Annotated in this window: 16 protein-coding genes and 1 pseudogene; 7 read left to right on the top strand and 10 right to left on the bottom strand. The window is 72.6% G+C overall.

Going from position 1 to position 16,538, the window contains the following annotated elements:
* Window positions 1-128: 128 nt before the first annotated feature.
* Both IG94_RS0121485 and IG94_RS0121480 read right to left on the bottom strand, forming a co-directional pair.
* A complete protein-coding gene (locus tag IG94_RS0121485) occupies window positions 129-770 on the bottom strand; it encodes a response regulator (protein WP_031039353.1) in 642 nt (213 codons plus the stop codon).
* A complete protein-coding gene (locus IG94_RS0121480) occupies window positions 767-1,966 on the bottom strand; it encodes a sensor histidine kinase (RefSeq protein ID WP_031039350.1) in 1,200 nt (399 codons plus the stop codon). The genes IG94_RS0121485 and IG94_RS0121480 overlap by 4 nt, the downstream gene beginning before the upstream one ends.
* 152 nt (window positions 1,967-2,118) lie before the next feature.
* Between IG94_RS0121480 and IG94_RS0121475 the strand changes: the two genes are divergently transcribed.
* Window positions 2,119-2,814, top strand: a complete 696-nt coding sequence (locus IG94_RS0121475; protein WP_052410788.1) for a hypothetical protein — start codon at window positions 2,119-2,121, stop codon at window positions 2,812-2,814.
* Here IG94_RS0121475 and IG94_RS0121470 read toward each other — a convergent pair.
* Window positions 2,811-3,383 (bottom strand): cob(I)yrinic acid a,c-diamide adenosyltransferase, encoded by a 573-nt coding sequence (locus tag IG94_RS0121470; protein WP_031039339.1) that lies wholly within the window; start codon window positions 3,381-3,383, stop codon window positions 2,811-2,813. The two genes, IG94_RS0121475 and IG94_RS0121470, sit on opposite strands and share 4 nt — an antisense overlap.
* A gap of 98 nt (window positions 3,384-3,481) precedes the next feature.
* Between IG94_RS0121470 and IG94_RS0121465 the strand changes: the two are divergent.
* From IG94_RS0121465 to IG94_RS0121450, 4 genes and pseudogenes are all read left to right on the top strand, one after another.
* Window positions 3,482-3,625, top strand: a pseudogene (locus IG94_RS0121465) (TetR/AcrR family transcriptional regulator); the annotation flags it as partial.
* A gap of 136 nt (window positions 3,626-3,761) precedes the next feature.
* Window positions 3,762-4,610 carry a 3-hydroxyacyl-CoA dehydrogenase family protein gene (locus tag IG94_RS0121460; RefSeq protein ID WP_031039334.1) on the top strand — a complete coding sequence of 283 codons (849 nt, stop codon included), beginning with the start codon at window positions 3,762-3,764 and terminating at the stop codon, window positions 4,608-4,610.
* A gap of 185 nt (window positions 4,611-4,795) precedes the next feature.
* Window positions 4,796-5,119, top strand: coding sequence for an STAS domain-containing protein (locus tag IG94_RS0121455; protein WP_031039331.1), 324 nt, complete (start codon window positions 4,796-4,798; stop codon window positions 5,117-5,119).
* A gap of 313 nt (window positions 5,120-5,432) precedes the next feature.
* Window positions 5,433-8,024, top strand: a complete 2,592-nt coding sequence (locus tag IG94_RS0121450; protein ID WP_031039330.1) for an ATP-binding protein — start codon at window positions 5,433-5,435, stop codon at window positions 8,022-8,024.
* A 175-nt stretch (window positions 8,025-8,199) separates the two neighbouring features.
* Here the strand turns inward: IG94_RS0121450 and nucS are convergent, their stop codons facing one another.
* A complete protein-coding gene (gene nucS, locus IG94_RS0121445) occupies window positions 8,200-8,871 on the bottom strand; it encodes an endonuclease NucS (RefSeq protein WP_031039327.1) in 672 nt (223 codons plus the stop codon).
* A gap of 302 nt (window positions 8,872-9,173) precedes the next feature.
* Here nucS and IG94_RS0121440 point away from each other — a divergent pair, with 302 nt between their 5' ends.
* Window positions 9,174-9,566, top strand: a complete 393-nt coding sequence (locus tag IG94_RS0121440) for an SCO5389 family protein (RefSeq protein WP_031039324.1) — start codon at window positions 9,174-9,176, stop codon at window positions 9,564-9,566.
* Between the two features lie 129 nt (window positions 9,567-9,695).
* Here the strand turns inward: IG94_RS0121440 and IG94_RS0121435 are convergent, their stop codons facing one another.
* On the bottom strand, window positions 9,696-10,724 hold the full coding sequence (locus IG94_RS0121435; protein WP_031039322.1) for an LLM class flavin-dependent oxidoreductase: 1,029 nt from the start codon (window positions 10,722-10,724) through the stop codon (window positions 9,696-9,698).
* 255 nt (window positions 10,725-10,979) lie between these two features.
* On the opposite strand from IG94_RS0121435, the gene IG94_RS0121430 reads away from it, so the two are divergent.
* Window positions 10,980-11,312 (top strand): hypothetical protein, encoded by a 333-nt coding sequence (locus IG94_RS0121430; RefSeq protein WP_031039320.1) that lies wholly within the window; start codon window positions 10,980-10,982, stop codon window positions 11,310-11,312.
* 9 nt (window positions 11,313-11,321) lie between these two features.
* On the opposite strand, the gene IG94_RS0121425 is transcribed toward IG94_RS0121430, so the two are convergent.
* The 5 genes from IG94_RS0121425 to IG94_RS0121405 form a co-directional block, all read right to left on the bottom strand.
* Window positions 11,322-12,191, bottom strand: coding sequence for an ABC transporter permease (locus IG94_RS0121425; protein WP_031039318.1), 870 nt, complete (start codon window positions 12,189-12,191; stop codon window positions 11,322-11,324).
* Window positions 12,188-13,477, bottom strand: a complete 1,290-nt coding sequence (locus tag IG94_RS0121420) for an ABC transporter ATP-binding protein (protein WP_031039315.1) — start codon at window positions 13,475-13,477, stop codon at window positions 12,188-12,190. Before IG94_RS0121420 ends, IG94_RS0121425 begins: the two co-directional genes overlap by 4 nt.
* Before the next feature lie 190 nt (window positions 13,478-13,667).
* Entirely contained in the window at window positions 13,668-14,438 is a 771-nt protein-coding gene (locus IG94_RS0121415; RefSeq protein WP_031039302.1) for an ABC transporter permease, read from the bottom strand.
* Between the two features lie 2 nt (window positions 14,439-14,440).
* Window positions 14,441-15,430 (bottom strand): ABC transporter ATP-binding protein, encoded by a 990-nt coding sequence (locus tag IG94_RS0121410; RefSeq protein WP_031039299.1) that lies wholly within the window; start codon window positions 15,428-15,430, stop codon window positions 14,441-14,443.
* A 127-nt stretch (window positions 15,431-15,557) separates the two neighbouring features.
* The gene (locus IG94_RS0121405; protein WP_031039296.1) at window positions 15,558-16,490 is read right to left on the bottom strand and encodes a coiled-coil domain-containing protein; all 933 of its coding nucleotides are present in this window, start codon (window positions 16,488-16,490) and stop codon (window positions 15,558-15,560) included.
* Between the last annotated feature and the right edge of the window lie 48 nt (window positions 16,491-16,538).

The following is a 16,538-nucleotide window of genomic DNA, read 5'->3' as shown; positions in this document are numbered from 1 at the left end:
CCTCCTTATGTGGTTGTCGGCGCGGGCCGACCGAGCCATCGGCCCGCAGTGCCGCGAGAATAGAAAGGTCTGGACCTTAGGTCAATAGGTCTGGACCAGTGCTCGCGCACATGGGAGCGCGGTCCCTCTCAGACGCCCAACTCCTGCGCCAGCACCGCCGCTTGCACCCGGCTGCGCAGCCCGAGCTTGCCCAGCAGCCTGCTGACGTGTGTCTTCACCGTGGCCTCCGCCATGTCCAGGCGCTCGGCGACCGCGGCGTTCGACAGCCCTTCGCCGAGACACGACAGCACCTCGCGCTCGCGCCGGGTCAGGTCCCGCAGCACCGACGGATCGGCGGCCGGCTCGCGGACGGGCTTCGCGGCGAACTCGGCGATCAGCCGCCGGGTGACGGCCGGGGCCACGATGCCCTCGCCGGACGCCACCGTGCGCACCGCCGCGATCAGGTCCTTGGCGTCCGTGTTCTTCAGCAGGAACCCGGCGGCCCCCGCCCGCAGCGCCCCGAAGACGTACTCGTCCAGGTCGAAGGTGGTCAGCACCAGCACGTCGGCGAGCCCTTCCCCGACCACCGCCCGGGTCGCCGACACACCGTCCAGGCGGGGCATCTGCACGTCCATCAGCACGAGGTCCGGCCGCAGTTCGCGGGCGAGGGCCACCGCCTGCTCGCCGTCCGCCGCCTCCCCGGCCACCTCGATGTCCGGCGCGCTGCCCAGGATCAGCACCAGGCCCGCGCGGACGGCGGACTGGTCCTCGGCGACGAGGACACGGATCATGCGAGGTCTCCTTCGGTCAGGGGCAGGGTGGCGCACACGGCCCAGATCGTGTCGCCCGCCGCGTCGGGGTCCGCCACCGCCCCCGCCTCGAACGTGCCGTGCAGCAGGGCGGCCCGCTCCCGCATGCCGACCAGGCCGGCCCCGGAACCGGGGGCGCGCGGGGTGTCTTTGGCGCCGTACGGGCTGGTCACGTGCACCCGCAGGGCACCCGCGTGCCGGGCGAGCCGGACGTGGACCGGGCCCTTCGAGGCGTGCTTGAGCGCGTTGGTGAGCGACTCCTGCACGATCCGGTACGCGGCCAGCTCGACCGGCGCGGGCAGGTTCTCGCCGGGCGCCGCGTCCAGCGTGACGTCGAGTCCGTTGGCACGGGCGCCGTCGACCAGCGCGTCGAGCCCGTCGAGGGTGGGCGCGGCGGCGGGCCCGGTGTCCCCGCCGCTCTCGTCCCGCAGGATGCCGATCAGGCGTCGCATCTCGGCCAGTCCCGCCACGCTGTTCTCGCGGATCACGCCGAGCGCCTGCCGGGTGGTCGCCGCGTCGTCCAGGGAGAGCGCGGCCGTGGAGTGGACGGCGATCGCGGAGAGGTGGCCCGCGACCAGGTCGTGCAGCTCGCGGGCCATCCGGGAGCGCTCCGCCGTCACCGCCTGGACCCGGTCCTTCTCGGCGAGCAGCGCGGTCTGCTCGGCCCGCAGCAGGGCGGCGTCGGCGGCCTCGCGGTGGTTGCGCACGATCAGGCCGGTGGAGGCGGGCGCGAAGGAGACGATCCCGACGGCCACACCGATCAGCAGCGCCTCGGGCGTCCGCCACAGGGCGAACGGCACCACGGTCCCGGCCACCGTGAGCAGCCCGGTGATCCGCGGGATGCGCCGGGCGGAGGCGGGCGGGCCGTACAGCACGGCGGCGTACATCACGTCGGTGTACATGATCACCGTGACCAGGCTGCCCCGGGTCAGCGTGTCCGCGATCAGCGCCGCGGTGCCCACGAGGAGGCCGGTGCGCGGCGCGTCCCGGCGCAGCAGTTCGCAGCCGGCCATGACGACGAGCGGGGCCAGCAGGGGCCAGCGGCCGTCGAACAGCACGACCGGCTCGTCGGCGGGCCGCACGCCCAGCCCGATGCCCCACAGCAGCAGCCCGCCGAGCAGCCCGCCGACGGCGACGCAGACGTCGAACCGGTGCGGGCGGGGGAGTCGTGGAGCCATAGCACCATCCAACACGGCCCGCGCCCCGCCCGCCTGGTCCCGCGGAACGGTCCCGTACTGCATCTTTCGATGTACCGGAGGTTCGTCACCCGCGACGACGAACGCAGCGGATCCGGGCGGGAGCCTGGAAGGGTGAACGAAAGGAGTGCGTCGTGGTCGTCGCGTTGATCATCGCCTGCGAGGTCGGTTTCTGGGTGCTCCTCGCCCTCGGTCTCGGCGCCCGCTACCTGCTGAGGTGGCGGCGCACCAGTGTGGTCCTGCTGCTGTGCGAGCCGGTGCTGGAGCTGGTGCTGTTCGCCGTGACGGCGTGGGATCTGAAGAACGGCGCCGAGCCGGGCTGGGAGCACGGCCTCGCGGCGCTCTACCTCGGGTACACGGTCGCCTACGGCCACTACACGATCCGCTGGCTCGACGGCCACGCCGCCCACCGGCTGGCCGGCGGCCCGCCGCCCGCCAAACCCCCGCGGTACGGCATGCCCCGCGCCCGGCACGAGGGAGCCCTGTGGCTGCGCACGCTGCTCGCCGCGGCCGTGGCGGGGGCCCTGCTCCAGGGCGCGGTCTGGTACATCGGCGACGGGGGCGACGTCTCGTCGCTGCGGTCCTTCCAGTGGACGGCCCTGCGGGTCGCCGCCATCCACGGCGTGATCGCCCTCACGTACCTGCTCTGGCCGAAAAAGGCCCCGCAGGGCGCACCGGGGCCGGGAGCCGGCACCTTCGCTCAGTCGCCGACGGGAACGCACCTCGAAGGCGCGCGGTTCGAAAAGGCACCGGGAACCGCGCGCCCGGCCACGAAGGAGCCGCAGACGAACGACGGCACCGCCGCCCGGCACACCCGGCGGAGTGCCTAGCGCTCCCCGCCCGGTACCCACAGCACGTCGCCGACCTCCTTGTTGGCGACGCGCGCCAGGATGAAGAGCAGGTCGGAGAGGCGGTTCAGGTAGGTCGCCGTCAGCGGGTTCATCGACTCGCCGTGCGCCTCCAGCGCCGCCCACGTGGAGCGCTCGGCCCGGCGGACCACCGTGCACGCCTGGTGCAGCAGGGCCGCGCCGGGCGTGCCCCCGGGCAGGATGAAGGAGCGGAGCTTCTCCACCTCGGCCAGGTAGCGGTCGCAGTCCGCCTCCAGCTTGTCGACGTAGAACTGCTCCACCCGCAGCGGCGGATACTCGGGGTTCTCCACCACGGGCGTGGACAGGTCCGCGCCCACGTCGAACAGGTCGTTCTGGACGCGCACGAGGACCTTGACGACCTCCTCGTCGAGACCGCCCAGCGCGATCGCCGTGCCGAGCACCGCGTTGGCCTCGTTGGCGTCGGCGTACGCGGAGATCCTCAGGTCGGTCTTGGGGACCCGGCTCATGTCACCGAGGGCGGTGGTGCCCTGGTCGCCGGTGCGGGTGTAGATGCGCGTCAGATTGACCATCGGACCAGCGTAGTCAGGCTCCGGCGCCACGGAACACGCGTGTGCCCGCGCGCACGGCCAGTGCGGTGAGGCCGAGGGCGACACGCTTGGCCGCACGAACGGTTCTCGCGGCCATCGGGCAGCGCATGGTCGACGGTGGGGAGCCGTCCGAAGTGTCCCGCGAGGTGATGCTGCTCCTCGACGAGATGGAGGATCTGTTGAGCGGGAAAGTCCTCAACTACGCCGTACGGGGAGCCGGGTGACACCCGAATGGCGCTCCACGGTGTGATGTCCGTCATGTGAGACGTGACGCGCGTTACTAAGCGGTCACACAGCCTCTCACTCCCGCTAACCTCCGGCCCAGACGACAATCAGCGCGTATTTCAGGGGAGTCGCACAGTGGCACGCAAGCTCGCCGTCATCGGAGCCGGCCTCATGGGGTCCGGCATCGCCCAGGTCGCCGCACAGGCGGGCTGGGACGTCGTCCTGCGGGACGTCACCGACGAGGCGCTGCGGCGCGGGACCGACGGCATCAGGGCCTCCTACGACAAGTTCGTCGCGAAGGGCAAGCTCGACGCCGACGACGCCGGGGCCGCCCTCGCGCGCATCACCGCGACCACCGACCTGGACGGAGCCGCCGACGCGGACGTGGTCGTCGAGGCCGTCTTCGAGAAGCTCGAGGTCAAGCACGAGATCTTCCGTGCCCTCGACAAGCTGGTGAAGGACGGGGCGATCCTCGCGTCCAACACCTCCGCCATCCCCATCACCAAGATCGCGGCCGTGACGCAGCGCCCCGAGCGGGTCGTGGGCACCCACTTTTTCTCGCCGGTTCCGATGATGCGGCTGTGCGAGCTGGTGCGCGGCCACAAGACCAGCGACGAAACCCTCGCCACCGCGCGGGAGTTCGCCGAGTCCACCGGCAAGACGTGCGTCGTCGTCAACCGCGACGTCGCCGGCTTCGTGACCACCCGGCTCATCTCCGCCCTCGTCGTCGAGGCCGCGAAGCTCTACGAGTCGGGCGTCGCCACCGCCGAGGACATCGACCTCGCCTGCCAGCTGGGCTTCGGCCACGCCATGGGGCCGCTGGCCACCGCCGACCTGACGGGCGTCGACATCCTGCTGCACGCCGCGGACAACATCTACACCGAGTCCCAGGACGAGAAGTTCGCCCCGCCGGAACTGATGCGCCGGATGGTGGACGCCGGTGACATCGGCCGCAAGAGCGGGCAGGGCTTCTACAAGCACTGAGGTCACGTCAGCCCCGGCACACGTCACACGCCGGGGTGAATTTCGGTATCGGTTCGCTTACAGGCGGCAACCTCCGGTCGTTTCGGCCAGTCAGAGGGTGCAACACCTGATATCGCCGAGAGACCACAACGCGCAGAACGCAACCGCAGAGACGACAGAGAAAAGACGCACGCCGGGGAGCGCATATGCACATCAGGGGCGACTACGTCGAGCTGGTCGTCGGGGGCCGCCTCGACGTCCGCAGCGCGGCGGACGCCCGTACGGTCCTGCACTCGGCCGTCGACGACGGAGTCGGCGACCTGGTCCTGGACCTGTCCGAACTGGACTCCTGGGACGCCACCGGACTCGGCGTGATCATGGGGGCCCACCGGCGGGCCGGCCGCTGCGGCCGGCGCCTGGTGCTGCGCGGGGTACCGCCCCAGATGCAGCGCCTGCTGGTGGCCACCCGGCTGCACCGGATCCTGGCCATCGAGGGCGGCATCGGCGTGGAGTCCCTGCCCCGGGTGTGAGGCCGCGCGGTCCATGAGGCGCAGACGACCGACCTTCATAAGCGGGTGACCGGACCTGATCGGCAGGTGAACGGTTCCGGCAAAGGCCCGACACACGCCCGACACGCGCAATCCTCACGAGAACGTGACGTCTCGGACGGGCCGCCACCCCGGACTGTCGGAGATACTGGGCGAAGGTTTAGGGTCTGGCTGCCCGCCCTTTTGCAACCCACCGGCGGGCCCGGACCAGAAGCGACAGCGCGGTGTGCGGCAAGGCCGGGAGGGTGGCTCCGCCCGGGGCCCTGCACACGACGCTTTTGGGGGGCTTGAACCAATGGACCCGAACAACCGGGGACCTGAGGAGTACGGCCAAGACGGCGACCACCAGGCGCCGCGCCCGCGCTCGCCCAGGGACTCCCTCACACCCGACTTCGGCCAGCCCGCGCCCGCGCTGGCCCGCACGGTGCAGCTCGTCTCCGGCGACTACCTGCTCACCGTCAACCCCGTCGACGGCAGCGAGATCGAGGTCTGCCCGCCCGCCGAACGGCCCGCCCGGCCCGAGAAGCTCACTGCCGCCGAGCGCGCCGAGGCGGAGCGCGCCGCGAGGCCGCCGGTCCCGCCCGGACCGGTCCGCACGGTCCTGGGCCTGCTGGCCCGCGAGGACGAGCGCGAACGCCTGGTGCGGCTGCTCGCCCGCGGCCGCTCCGTCCGGCTCACCGGCCCCGCGGGATCCGGCCGCACCAGCCTCCTCGACCTCGTCGCCGAGGACTGCGCCGGCCTCGCGCCCGACGGCGTCGTGCGCCTGAGCGGCTTCCACCGCACCGCCGACGACCTGCTCCACGACATCTTCTACGCCGTCCACCGCGCGCCCCTGCACCGCCCGGGCCGCCAGGAACTGCTCGCGCACCTGCGCGAGGTGGGCGCCGTCGTCGTCCTTGACGACGTCGAGTTCGGCGGCGCCGCCCTCGACGAACTCCTCGACGCCACCCCCGAGTGCGCCTTCGTCCTCGGTGCGACCCCGGACGTGCCCGCGCCCTCCGCCGACTCGGCCGTCGAGGAGGTCTTCCTCACCGGCCTGGACCGCTCGGACGGCGTGGAGCTGCTGGAGCGCGCCGCCGGCCGCACCCTCACCGAGGAGGAGGCCAACTGGGCGGGCGACCTCTGGTTCGAGTCCGAGGGCCTGCCGCTGCGCTTCGTGCAGGCCGGCGCCCTGTTGCGCCGCCGCGACCGGCTGCGCGCCGGTGCCGACGCGGTCGACGAGTTCGGCGTCTTCGCGGGCACCCGCCCCGCCGACGACACGCCCTACGAGTCCGCCGAGGCCACCGAGGCCGACGAGGTGCCCCTGCCGTCCCTCGGCGAGGCCGCCGCGCCCGCCCCGCTGCTCGCCTCCCGGCTCAGCTCCTCGGCCCGCGCCACGCTGGAGCTCGCCGTCGCGCTCGGCGGCGAGGTGCCGCACCAGGCGCACCTGCCCGCCCTGGTCGGCGACACCCACGCGGACGCCGCCCTCGGCGAGCTGGCCGACTGCGCGCTGATCTCGCCGGTCGGCTCCCGCTACCGGCTGGCGGCCGGCGTGCTCACCCAGCTGGAGAGCGCCGGGTACGCCGACGAGGCACCGGCGCGGGCCCTGTCCGCCGCCCAGCACTACTCCTGGTGGGCCGGACACCCCTCGGTCGGCCCGGAGAGGGTCTGCGCCGAGGCCGACGCCGTGCTCGCCGCCCTCGCGCCGCTGGTCCCGGCGACGACCCGGACCGCCGACGACGAGGAGAGCCCCGCCGTCCAGCTGGCCCGCGCCGCCGCGCCCGCCTTCGCCTCCGGGCTGCACTGGAGCGCGTGGGAACGGGCGCTGCGCTCCGGCACCGAGGCCTCCCGGCTCTCCGGCGACGTCGCGGAGCAGGCGTACTTCCACCACGAGCTCGGCGTCCTCGCGCTGTGCGAGGACCACCTCGACCGGGCCCGCGCCGAGCTGGAGGCCTCCATCGGGCTGCGCGGCGCGCTGTCCGACAAGCGGGGCGCCGTCGCCGGCCGCCGTGCCCTCGCGCTGGTCGCCGACCGCACCGGTGACACTCCGGGCCTGGGCAGCGGCGCCGCCGCGTTCGGTGCCGCGGGCGCCGCCGGGCCCGGTGCCGCCGGCGCCGGCCTCGGTCCGACGGCGGGGGAGCAGGTGCCCGAGGCGCGCCACGAGGTGACGCCGGCCGTGGGCATTCCCGCGCCCTTCCCGCCGCTCCAGCCGCCTCCGCAGTCCCCGACCCTGGTCACCAGCCGCGCGGAGCCCGACGAGCCGTCCGCCACGGTCGGCAGCGGCATCAAGGGCTTCGCCCGCCGCAATCTGGTGGCGGCCGGAGCGGGCGCCCTGCTCGTCGCCGTGCTCGGCACGGTCGTGACCCTCGGCGCCACGTCCGAGGGCGGCGCGGGCGACCCCTCCAACGAGGTCGGCGTCAACCCGTCCGCCAGCCAGGGCATCGACGACGGCGACCTCGGCGCCGACCGGCCCTCCGACGACGGGCAGGACCAGGACTCCTCCGGCAGCCCCTCCGACACCGGGGCGCCCAGCACGTCGGGCGCCCCGACGCCCACGGAGTCCGGGCAGCCCTCGGACGGGCCCAGCGACACCGGCAGCCCCGGCGACGACGAGGAGAGCCCCGACGACCCCGGCTCGCCGAACGAGCCGAGCAAGTCGCCGAGTTCCCCGCCGACGAAGCCGACGCCGCCGGACCCGACGGAGAGCGAACCGGACGACCCGACCACTCCGCCGGACTCGCCCGACCCGAGCCCCACCGAATCGGAGACGGAGGAACCGCCGCCGTCCCCCGACGACCCGCCCGTCTCCAACAGCGCCAGCGGCACCGTCACGCCCACCGCCTCGCAGAGCAGCGCGGGAGCGGGCACGCCGACCGGTTCCGGGCCCGCGACGGAGCAGATCGTCTGACCCCACCGGACGCCGGGCGGACCCCGCCGGGCGCCCGGCACCGGGCGACGCACGACGAGCAGCGCCGGCGCACGACCAACAACGAACACCGCACGACGCACGACGCAAAAGGGGCCGGGTCCGCGTGCCGGACCCGGCCCTCCCGTCTGTCTCCCGTCGTCGACGGGCGGCTCGCTCAGAACAGCCGCAGCTTGTCGTCCTCGATGCCCCGCAGGGCGTCGTAGTCCATGACGTGGCAGCCGATGCCGCGGTCCGTGGCCAGCACCCGGGCCTGCGGCTTGATCTCCTGGGCGGCGAAGACGCCGCGCACCGGGGCGAGATGGGGATCGCGGTTCAGCAGCTCCAGGTAACGCGTGAGCTGCTCCACACCGTCGATTTCGCCGCGCCGTTTGATCTCGACCGCGACCGTTGCGCCCTCGGCGTCCCGGCACAGGATGTCGACGGGCCCGATGGCGGTCATGTACTCGCGGCGGATGAGCGTGTAGCCCTCGCCCAGCGTGTCGATGCGGTCGGCGAGCAGCTCCTGGAGGTGCGCTTCCACGCCGTCCTTGATCAGGCCCGGGTCGACGCCCAGTTCGTGCGAGGAGTCGTGCAGGACCTCCTCCATCGTGATGATGAGCTTCTCGCCCGCCTTGTTGACGACGGTCCAGACACCCTCCTCGTCGCCCGCGCCCTCCTTCAGCGTGCAGGGCGGCGACATCCAGTTGAGGGGCTTGTAGGCCCGGTCGTCGGCGTGGATCGAGACGCTGCCGTCGGCCTTGACCAGGATCAGCCGGGGGGCCGAGGGGAGGTGGGCCGTGAGCCGCCCGGCATAGTCGACGGAGCAACGGGCAATGACGAGACGCATGGTCGGCAACGCTACTCGACGCTCCCGGCCCGACGCGATTCGCCCGTGCGCCCGGTGCGACGCGGCCGCGTGCCGGTGCCCCGCGGACTGTCCCACTTCTCCCCTTGGCCCCACCTTGCCCACTGGCCGATTGTGTGCGTACCCGAAGGGGCCCATCTCGGCATTCTCCTGGTGCGGTCACGATCGGTTGCTTACGGTATTGAACGGGAGGTCGCGAACTGTGTACGCAGCGTGTTCACCATCGCGCACTCTCTTCAACTGTCCGGCAACCCCCGTTGATCGGGGGTGCGAGAGGAGAACCCATGTCGCTCGACGTCTCACCGGCCCTACTCGAACAGGCCGAGCGAGGCGAGGTCGACGAAGCAACCTTCGTCGACTGCGTCCGGACCTCCCTGCCCTACGCATGGGAGATGGTCAGCTCCCTGGTGGCACAGCTGAAGGTCGACGGCGGAGCCTTCGCCGACAACCAGACGCCCCCGCCGGACGAGCAGGCGCGCGGCCAGCTGCTGCGCGCCCTCGCGAGTGACGCCATACGCGGTGCACTGCAGCGCCACTTCGGGGTGCGGCTGGCCTTCCAGAACTGCCACCGGGTGGCGGTGTTCCCGTTGGATTCCTCCGTCGACGAGAAGCTGACCCGCTTCACCTCGGTGCGCAGCCAGATCTTGAACCAGTCGCCCGAACTGCGCGACTGCTGAGGCCTTCCGGGTCGTCCGCTTGCCGCTCCGCACGCGGGAGGTGCGGTGCCACCGGAGCGGCAAGCTCCGCCCCGTACCGGGCCCGTGCCGGGGCGGCGGGCTCCCGCCCACCGCCTCCCGCCCGGCGCCTCAGCGGAGTTGGGGGAGCACCTCGGTTCCGAGCCGCCGTACGTTCTCCTCGGTCGCCGCGAGGTCTCCGGACCCCTCGACGAGCAGGGCGAAACGCGAGACGCCGGTCCGCTCGGCGGTCGCCGCGAGGCGGTCGGCGCAGAGCCGGGGAGGGCCCACCGGGTGCAGCCCGCAGAGCAGTTCGGTGTAGGCGTGCGGATCGCGCATCCGCCGCTCCCGGGCGTCCACCGTGACGTGGGCGCCCAGACCCTGCCGCAGCCAGCCCGGCATCGCCTTCAGCAGGGTCTCCGCCGCGTCCGTGCGGTGGTCGGCGATCTGGCAGACGCCGGCCGAGACGTGCGCGGCGCCGCGGACCCGGTCCGCCGGGTGTCCCGCCGCGCGGGCGTGGCGCCGCCACAGGGCGACCATCTCCGCCTTCTCCTCGTCGCCGACGTGCATGCCGAGCAGCATCGCCAGCCCCCGCTCGGCCGCCGTCCGCACACTGGCCGGGGAGGTGCAGGCGACGACGACCTCCGGGCCGGGCTCCTCCGACAGGGACTCCGAGGGGCGCGGAACCACGGGCACCTCGCGGAACCGGAAGCGGTCGCCCGAGGCGCCGACGGCCGGTTCGCGCAGCCAGCGCACCAGCAGGTCGAGCGACTCCGGGAAACCCGACTCGTACGCCGCGAGGCCCGCGCCGAACACCTCCAGGTCCACCCACGGCCCGCCCCGGCCCACGCCCAGCGTGAACCGGCCGCCGCTCGTGACGTGCAGCAGCGCGGCCTGCTCGCCGAGCGCCACGGGGTGGACGGTGGGGAGGACGCTGACCGCGGTGCCGACCCGGATGCGCCGGGTGCGGCCCAGCAGCAGCGCGGCCAGCGTCACCGCCGAGGGACACGTCCCGTACGGCACGAAGTGGTGCTCGGCCAGCCAGACCGTGTCGAGCCCGGCCTCCTCGGCGACCTCGGCCGAGCGGACCGCGCGGTGCAGCGCCTCCCCCTGGCCCTGGCCCGGGAACTGGGCTCCCAACACGAAACTACCTACGCGCATTGCCTTTCCCTGCTTCCTCGGCCCCGACAAGGAGCTCCCCCGCAGGGCATAACCGCCTGACACGTGCCGAGGACACGGCCGGACGGAGGAATTTGCGGATTGTCTGCAGAATCGACCGTTGTGGGAGGGTGTGCCGGTCCCGCCGGGGACCTCGCGCGGGCGAGTTGCGGTAGTTGGCGGCGTACGCGCACCCGGCTGTCCGTGCCGCGTAGGCTGGATGCGCCCTGCTTCCTGTATAGCTCCGTGAGGTGTCCCGTGTCCCCGCGTCGCAACCGACCCAAGGGAGCCGGTCCGTCCGGCCGGAGCGCCGAGGCCGACGGCGCCGGCCGCTACGGCGGCCTGCAGTCGTCGGAGAGCTGGCGGGGAGAGGACTGGAACGTACGGCACGTGGCGGGCGCGAGCGCCCAGGGGAAGTCGTACCGCTGCCCCGGCTGCGACCAGTTGATCCCGGACGGCGTCCCGCACGTGGTGGCCTGGCAGGCGCACGCGGGCGTCGACGACCGCAGGCACTGGCACAAGTCGTGCTGGAGCGCGAAGGACCGCCGCACCACGCGGGTGCAGCGGTCCCGTAACGCGCCGAGGTTCTGAGCGGCCCGGTCAGACGTCCCGCCGCTCCAGCAGGGCGAAGGCGCCGGCGAACACGGCCGCCGCCACGCCGAGCGCGATCCACAGCGGGTCCCAGCCCGACGGCCCGGAGTCGGAGAGCGAGTTGGCGTAGAAGATGCTCATCTGGTTCGGGATCGAGTACTCGAACAGGGCTTCCTGCACTCGCCGCAGCGAGTCGGAGAACATGAACAGGGCCATCACCAGCGGGGCGAGCAGGACGCCGATCATGATGGTGATGGCGCCCGCCGAGTGCCGGATGACCGAACCCACGGCCAGCGACAGCAGCCCGAGCAGCGCGATGTAGAGCGACACGCCGACGGTGGCCTTCAGCCACTCCTCGCCGGTGGGGTTCGCCGCGCCGTTGCCCTCCAGCATGGTCACCTGGGCCAGGGCGACCAGCGTCGAGGAGACCAGGGTCACCACGAACGCCACCAGGAAGAACACGATCGCCTTCGCCGCGAGCACCCGGCCGCGGCTCGGGCAGGCGGTCATCGTCGTGCGGATCATGCCCGTGCCGTACTCCGTGGCCGTGGTCAGCACGCCGAGCGTGATGACGCACATGCTGCCGAGGAGCAGACCGAAGAAGCCGAGGCTCAGCGGGCTCTCACCGGCCAGGTCGGAGGACGAGCTCGCCACCACACCGGCGGTCAGCAGCCCGATCCCGACGACCAGCAGCACGAACACGCCGAGCGTCCAGATCGTCGAGCGCACCGACTTGATCTTCGTCCACTCGGAGGCGATCGCGTGCACGAGGTTCGTGCGCACCACCGGGATGGGCGACGTGTAGGTCGGGTACGGCGAACCGGACGCCCCCTGCCACTCGGGGGCGGCCTGCGGCATCGGGTGCTGGGGCGTGCTCATCGGGCGTCCTCGGGCTTGGTCGGGTCGGTGACGGGCGCGGAGGCGGGCAGGGGAGCGGGAGCCCCGGAAGGCTGCGCGGGGGCCGCAGCGGGCGCCTCAGGCGGCTGCGGGGCCCCGGGAGCCGCCGGCGGCTGCTGGGCCGCGTACGGGTTGGCCGCCTGCTGTCCGCCCGGCCCGGCTCCCGGCGCCGCCTGGGCGCCGTACGGCCCCGCCGGCGCCTGGCCCGGCGCGCCCTGCGGCGCGGCGAACGGCCGGCCGCCCTGCTGGGGCGGCGGCGGGGCGTACCAGTCGGGCTGGCCCTGGCCGGGTACCGGCATCGGCGGCTGCGCGCCCGGCGGCAGCGGCTGCTGGAGCCCGGCCTTCCGGTCGTCGGTCGACCGGTAGTCGACGGCGCCCTGCGTCATCCGCATGTACGCCTCCTCCAGCGAGGCCTGGTGCGGCGACAGCTCCCACAGCCGAACGCCCGTGTCGTGCGCGATGTCGCTGATCCGGGGGAGCGGGAGGCCCGTCACGCGGAGCGCGCCGTCCTGCTCGGGCAGCACGTTGCCGCCCACCTCGGTCAGCGCGGAGGTCAGCTTCTCGCGCAGCTGCGGCTCGGTGTCCGGCGTCCGCACGCGCGCGAAGTCGGCGGAGTTGGCCGAGATGAAGTCCTTCACGCTCATGTCGGAGAGCAGCTGGCCGCGGCCGATGACGATCAGGTGGTCGGCGGTCAGCGCCATCTCGCTCATCAGGTGCGAGGAGACGAACACCGTGCGCCCCTCGGCGGCGAGCGCCTTCATCAGGTTGCGCACCCAGTGGATGCCCTCGGGGTCGAGGCCGTTGACGGGCTCGTCGAAGAGGAGGACCTGGGGGTCGCCGAGCAGGGCGGCGGCGATGCCGAGCCGCTGGCCCATGCCGAGCGAGAAGCCCTTGGAACGCCGCCTGGCCACGTCCTGGAGCCCGACCACGCCGAGCACCTCGTCCACCCGCCGGGCCGGGATGCCGGACAGCTGGGCGAGGCTCAGCAGATGGTTGCGGGCGGACCGGCCGCCGTGCACCGCCTTGGCGTCGAGCAGCGCCCCGACGTGGCGCGCGGCGTTCGGGAGCCTGCGGTACGGGTGGCCGCCGATCGTCACGTGCCCCGCAGTGGGGTTGTCCAGGCCCAGGATCATGCGCATCGTCGTCGACTTGCCCGAGCCGTTGGGCCCGAGGAAGCCGGTGACGGCACCGGGCCGTACCTGGAAGGACAGGTTGTACACAGCGGTCTTGTCGCCGTAGCGCTTGGTCAGGCCGACTGCTTCGATCATGCTCCGCACCCATCGGAAGGTTCAGGACAGCAGGGCACACGCCCCCGTAAGGGTTAGGAGGATATCCAGGCCCCGACGGTTCCGTTCAAGCCCGGGCAAAATCCGACGCTCCCCGGACGTGCCCGGAACCTTCCCGGAACCTTTCCCGGCGTGCTCTCCCGGGCCTGCCTCTTCCAGGCGTCCCGCCTTCTTAGGCGTCCCGCCTCTTCAGGACGGCGTACCCGCCGACCAGCGCCGCGACCACCCACAGCGCCATGATGCCGAGGCCGCCCCACGGCCCGTACGGCACGTCGTCGTCGAGGGGCGTGACCACCTGCATGATCCTGCTGCCGGCCTGGTCGGGCAGGAACCGGCCCACCTTCTCGGTCGCCGGGACACTGCCCAGGATGTTGGAGATCAGGAAGAAGAACGGCATCAGGATGCCCAGCGACAGCATCGGCGAGCGCAGCATCGCCGCCACGCCCATCGAGAACATCGCGATGAGGGTCATGTAGAGGCCGCCGCCGATCACCGCGCGCAGCACGCCGGGGTCGCCGATGGACGCCTTGAGGTCGCCCAGCATCGCCTGCCCGAGGAAGAAGGCGGCGAAGCTGGTGATCATGGAGACGACCAGGGCGAGGGCCGTGGCCACCATGATCTTGCCCGCCAGGAAGGCCCCGCGCCGCGGTACGGCCGCCAGCGAGTTGCGGATCATGCCGGAGCTGTACTCGTTGCCCACGACCAGCACGCCGAACACGATCATCGCCAGCTGGCCGAGGCTCGTGCCCGCGAAGCTGATGAAGGTCGGGTCGAACGTGAAGCGGTCCTCCCGGCTCATGTCGTCGAACTGGCTCTTCGACAGCGCCGAGATCAGCATGCCGAGGGCGATGGTGACGACCACCGCGAGGCCCAGCGTCCACACCGTGGACGCGACCGATCGGATCTTGGTCCACTCGGACCGGACGACCTGTGCCGCCGCCATGCTCAACCCCTCTTCCAGTCGCTGCCCCACGGCTGCTGCGGAGGCTGCCCCGGCTGCTGCTGCCCCGGCGCCGCTCCGGGCGGCTGTCCGTCGTGCGCGTGGTACTCCACCGACTCCGCGGTCAGCTGCATGAACGCCTCCTCCAGCGAGGCCCGCTGCGGACTCAGCTCGTGCAGCACGATCTGGTGGCGTGCCGCCAGCTCGCCGACGGCCTGCGCGATGTCGCCGTCCACCTCGAGCGCCTCGGCGCCCGGCTCGGCGACCTTGATGCCGGCGCCCTGCAGCGCGTCGAGCAGCTGCTCGCGCTGCGGGGTGCGGATCCGGACGTAGCTGCGCGAGTTCTCCGCGATGAACTCGGCCATCGAGGTGTCCGCCAGCAGCCGTCCCTGACCGATGACGACCAGGTGGTCGGCGGTCAGCGCCATCTCGCTCATCAGGTGGGAGGAGACGAAGACCGTACGGCCCTGGGCGGCCAGCGTCTTCATCAGATTGCGGATCCAGTGGATGCCCTCGGGGTCCAGCCCGTTGACCGGCTCGTCGAACATCAGCATCCGCGGGTCGCCGAGCAGCGCGCCGGCGATGCCGAGCCGCTGGCCCATGCCCAGAGAGAAGCCCTTGGTCTTCTTCCGGGCGACCGCCGTGAGCCCCACCGTGTCCAGGACCTCGCGCACCCGGCTCGCCGGGATGCCGTTGCTCTGCGCCAGGCACAGCAGGTGGTTGTAGGCACTGCGCCCGCCGTGCCAGGCCTTGGCCTCCAGGAGCGCGCCGATGTACGTCAGCGGGTCCTTGAGCTGGTCGTAGTGCTTGCCGTCGATCCGCACGTCGCCGGAGGTGGGCCGGTCCAGGCCCAGCACCATCCGCATGGTCGTCGACTTGCCGGCACCGTTCGGGCCCAGGAAGCCCGTGATGATGCCGGGTCGGACGGTGAAAGACAGATTGTTGACCGCCACCTTCTCGCCGTACCGCTTGGTCAGCCCCTCGAGCTCGATCATGGCGCCCACGCTAGAACGGGACGAGGCCCACTGCCACCCCAGTGGCAGAAGGCCTCGCCCTTGTTCGTACTTGTCCCTACTTGCCCTCCGTGACCCTTGGGTACCGGTTCGGCGGCCGAACGCCGCGTCAGCGGGACTGCTGGGCCGGCACCCCGCGGGAGGCCGACTCGTCCTCGGCCGGCGAACCGGCGGCCACCGCGGCGCCCGTGAGGGACGCCAGCATCTCGCGCACGTTGGTCAGCTGCGCGTTGATGGAGTCGCGGCGGTTGGTGAGGGCGGCCAGCTCGCGCTCCGACTCCGAACGGATCCGGTCGGCCTTGGCGTTGGCGTCGGCCACGATGTCCTCGGACTGGCGCTGCGCCGTCTCGACGGTCTGGCGGGCACGGCGCTCGGCGTCCGTGCGCAGCTTCTCCGCCTCCAGGCGCAGCTGCTCCGCGCGGTGCTCGATCTCCGCGAGCCGCTTCTCCGCCTTGGCCTGACGCGAGGCCAGGTCGCGCTCGGACTGCTCGCGGCGCTTGGCGAGGTTCGTCTCGAAGTCCGCGGCGGCCTGCGCGGCCTTGGCGCGGGTCTCCTCGAAGAGCGCGTCGGCCTCGTCGCGCTTGGACTGCGCGTCCTTCTGCGCCTCGGAGCGCAGCTGGGACGCGTCGCCCTTGGCCTTCTCGACGATCCGGACGCCCTCGTCCTCGGCCTTGGCCTTGCGCTCGGCGGCGTACGACTCCGCGTCGTTGCGCACCTGCTGGGCCGAGGACTCGGCCAGCTCCCGGTGCTGCTCGGCCGCGCGCCGGGCCTCCTCGCGCAGGTCCTTCGCCTCTTCCTCGGCGAGCCGCAGGATCTTCTCGACCCGGGCACCGAGACCGGCGTACGACGGCTCGGCGTCGTTGACCTGGGCCTGGGCGTTCTGAGTCTCGAGGTGGAGCTCCTCGATGCGCTTTTCCAGAGCGGTGATGCGGGACAGAGCGCTGTCACGGTCGGAGACGAGCTTGGAGATGCGTTCGTCCACCTGAGCGCGGTCGTACCCACGCCGCACAAGCTCGAAGCCGTAGGGGGAAGTGTCGCTCATGGGGTTCCTGTCGAAAGAGACCGGGTGAGGTGATAGAGGGAATCCTAG

Origin of the sequence: Streptomyces olivaceus (assembly GCF_000721235.1) — a bacterium.
GTDB classification, from domain to species: Bacteria; Actinomycetota; Actinomycetes; order Streptomycetales; family Streptomycetaceae; genus Streptomyces; species Streptomyces olivaceus.
This window is presented reverse-complemented; position numbering and strand designations above follow the sequence as displayed.